The organism is Mesorhizobium sp. M1E.F.Ca.ET.041.01.1.1 (assembly GCF_003997355.1).
Classification (GTDB): Bacteria; Pseudomonadota; Alphaproteobacteria; order Rhizobiales; family Rhizobiaceae; genus Mesorhizobium.
In genome coordinates this window covers 1-3,166 of the sequence record NZ_RZSL01000642.1, presented here as the reverse complement: position 1 = coordinate 3,166, position 3,166 = coordinate 1, and the positions used below count along the sequence as shown (strand labels likewise).

Annotated in this window: 2 protein-coding genes; one reads left to right on the top strand and one right to left on the bottom strand. The window is 62.8% G+C overall.

Features of this window, described 5'->3' with window-relative positions; all coding sequences use genetic code 11:
- On the bottom strand, positions 1-298 hold a 298-nt coding region (locus EOA38_RS39850), incomplete at its 3' end, for a hypothetical protein (RefSeq protein ID WP_210213001.1).
- A gap of 264 nt (positions 299-562) precedes the next feature.
- On the opposite strand from EOA38_RS39850, the gene EOA38_RS31780 reads away from it, so the two are divergent.
- Positions 563-3,166: TM0106 family RecB-like putative nuclease (locus EOA38_RS31780; protein WP_348627544.1), on the top strand; the 2,604-nt coding region annotated here is incomplete at its 3' end.

Genomic DNA, 3,166 nt, shown 5'->3' with positions numbered 1-3,166 from the left:
CTCCAGAAGCTATCCATTTCGCCGGAACCTTGGGCTGACGGCCGCTATCGCCTGCGAGCATGCTAGCCGTGACCGGGCGCCGTTCCCACTGGTTGCTTCCATCGGTGAAGCGCCTGTCGGGGTGAGATCGAGGGTCCTGCCAAGGCTGCTTCGGGGGGTCAGCGCGATCGTTCTTCGAAGCAAGCCTTTCCGCGGCAGGTTGGCGCAACCTCTGTGGTGTCGCCTCCGCGAGATTTTGCTTGCTTCCCCGATAGATCAGCCACGCAACCAACGCCGCGCCGATCAGGAACCATTCCATAGTCGTCCCCCCGGACCCTCAGGATATTCCGTTGACATCATGGCATGGTCTGCGGGTATCGGACAATCTTCGAACAGAGATTGCCGCCGATAGCAAACAACTTCGATGTCGAAGAGTACATTCCTTGGTCATCGCCGCCAAAGAGAGCCGGACAATAGGGCTGCCTGGCGGCCACGCGAGTACCACGCACCCCATTATCTTGCGGCTTCCGGGTGCCGCTACGTGGCGAAAGTTTCTCCCGCTAGGGTTTATTAACGACAGGGAATGGAAATAGGCTCCGCAGCAGCAATGGGGGACACGGGTATGCAGCTGGTTGCGGGCGAACTTCGGCTTAGTGCGAGTGACTTGGTAGGCCATCTAAGTTGCCATCATCTGAGCGTCCTTGACCGGGCCGTTGCGGAGGGACAGCTCGCCAGGCCCTCCCGTTGGGACCCGCAGCTGGAAGTTCTGCGGGAGCGCGGCGCCGTGCACGAACGGAACTTCGTGCAGCATTTGATCGACAGCGGATTGGAGGCAGCACGGATCGATGGCGTCGACGTCTCTGACGCGGCCGTTGCTGCGACCCTCCGGTCGATGGCAGCGGGCACCGAGGTCATCGTCCAGGGAGCGTTGCGCCACGGCCGTTGGGGCGGTCGGGCCGACATCCTGCGGCGCGTGGAGAAGCCAAGCAACCTTGGCTCTTGGTCGTACGAGGTGCTCGATACGAAGCTCGCACGGGAGACGAAGGCCGGAACGGTACTTCAGCTCTGCCTCTATTCCGACCTGCTGGAACGCGCGCAAGGCCTTGCGCCGGATCACATGCATGTCGTCGCGCCTTGGTCCGATTTCGTGCCGCAGACGTTCCGCTTCGCCGACTATGCGGCCTACTATCGCCAGGCGAAGCGTCGGTTCGAGCAGTCACTCGAGCAGGAGGATGCTCCAGCCACGTATCCCGACCCGACCGCTCACTGCGACATTTGCCGCTGGCACGACACTTGCGATGGCAAGAGGCGAGAGGACGACCATCCCTCCCTGATCGCCAGCGTCACGAAAGTGCAGATCAACGAATTCGCGCAATATGGCGCCGCGACGATGGCCGGCATCGCATCGCTCCCCCTACCCCTTCCCTGGCGTCCCGAACGTGGGTCGCTCGGCTCTTACCACCGCGTGCGGGAACAGGCGCGCGTACAGGTGGAGGCGCGGGAAACCGGAGAGCGCAAATTCGAAATGCTTGAGATCGAACCGGGGTTCGGACTGGCGCGCCTTCCTGAACCGTCGGCCGGCGACATCTTCCTAGACCTCGAAGGTGATCCATTCATAGGAGAGCACGGTCTCGAATATCTCTTCGGCTACCTGGCCAGCGACGATCACGGCGAAAACGCTTATCGCGGCGAGTGGGCTTTAAGCCGCGCTGAAGAACGGCAGGCTTTCGAGCGGTTCGTCGATTTCGTCATGGCGCGCTGGGAGATGCATCCGGACCTGCACATCTACCATTACGCGCCATATGAGCCAGCGGCCCTCAAGCGCTTGATGGGAAGGTACGGCACGCGAGAAGACGAAATTGACCGGATGCTACGCGCGGAGCTTTTCGTCGACCTCTATTCGGTGGTTCGCCATGCCATTCGCGCCAGCGTCGAGAGCTACTCCATCAAGCGTCTTGAACCTTTCTATGGCTTCGTAAGGCAAGTGCCGCTCCCGGAGGCGAACAGCGCGCTCACGAATTTTCAGGCCAATCTCGAGCTCGGCGATGCCACGTCCATCAGCGAGGAAACCCGTGTGGCCGTGCGCGGCTACAACGAGGATGACTGCCTCTCGACGGCTGCCCTCCGCTCATGGCTCGAGGATCGGCGGGCCGATTTCATCGCCGCCGGCGTGGATATCCCACGGCCCGCACGCGGGGATGACGGTGCCCCGAACGAGAACGTCGCTGCCTGGCTTGCGCGCATCGCTCCCGTTATCGAGCAGCTTCTGCAAGGGATCCCTGACGATCCTGCGGATCGCTCGGAAGAGCAGCAGGCGCGTTGGCTGCTTGCCAACCTGCTGGATTGGCACCGGCGGGAGGCCAAGGCGACCTGGTGGGAGCTCTTTCGCCTTGCAGCGGTATCAGCCGAAGAGCTGCTCGACGAACGGGCGGGGCTGTCAGGGCTTGTGTTCGTCGGGGAAGCCGGCGGAACGGCTCGAGCGCCCATTCATCGCTACAGCTACCCAAAGCAGGAGACTTCCCTGCGCGGTGGCGAAGACCTTCGCAACTGCGGCGGCGACAAGTTCGGAAAAGTGGAAGCGATTTCGCTCGAGGAACGCACCGTCGATATCAAGAAGCGCCAGGACACCGCAACACTTCATCCGGAAGCGGTTTTCGCCCACAAGGTCGTCGGCGCCGAGGTCATCGCGGAAGCTCTCCTCCGCATTGGGGAGCATGTTGCGGCGAACGGGATCGAAGGCCCCGGCCCATACCGAGCCGCGCGGGATCTGCTGTTAAGGCGCCCGCCTCCCGTCGCCGGGCATCCTGTGAGGGAGGCCGGCGAAATCACGCTGGATGCCGCGCTACGGCTGGCGGAGCATCTCGGCGAAGGTGTTCTGCCCGTGCAGGGCCCGCTGGGCGCAGGGAAGACCTTCACGGCAGCGCAGATGGTCTGCGCCCTCGTCCGGCAGGGCAAGACGGTCGGGATCACCGCAAACAGCCACAAGGTCATCCGGAACCTCATCGACAAGGTCATCGAGGAAGCCGACGATCTCGGGATCGACCTCCAGTGCAGCCTTAAGGCTGATGAAGGTGAGGAAAGCCGGCATCGCTTGACGTTCGCCCGCCGGAGCGAAGACCTCATCGCTGCGATCGGCCAGAACGTAGACGTCGGAGGAGGAACGGCGTGGCTCTGGTCACTCCCTGAC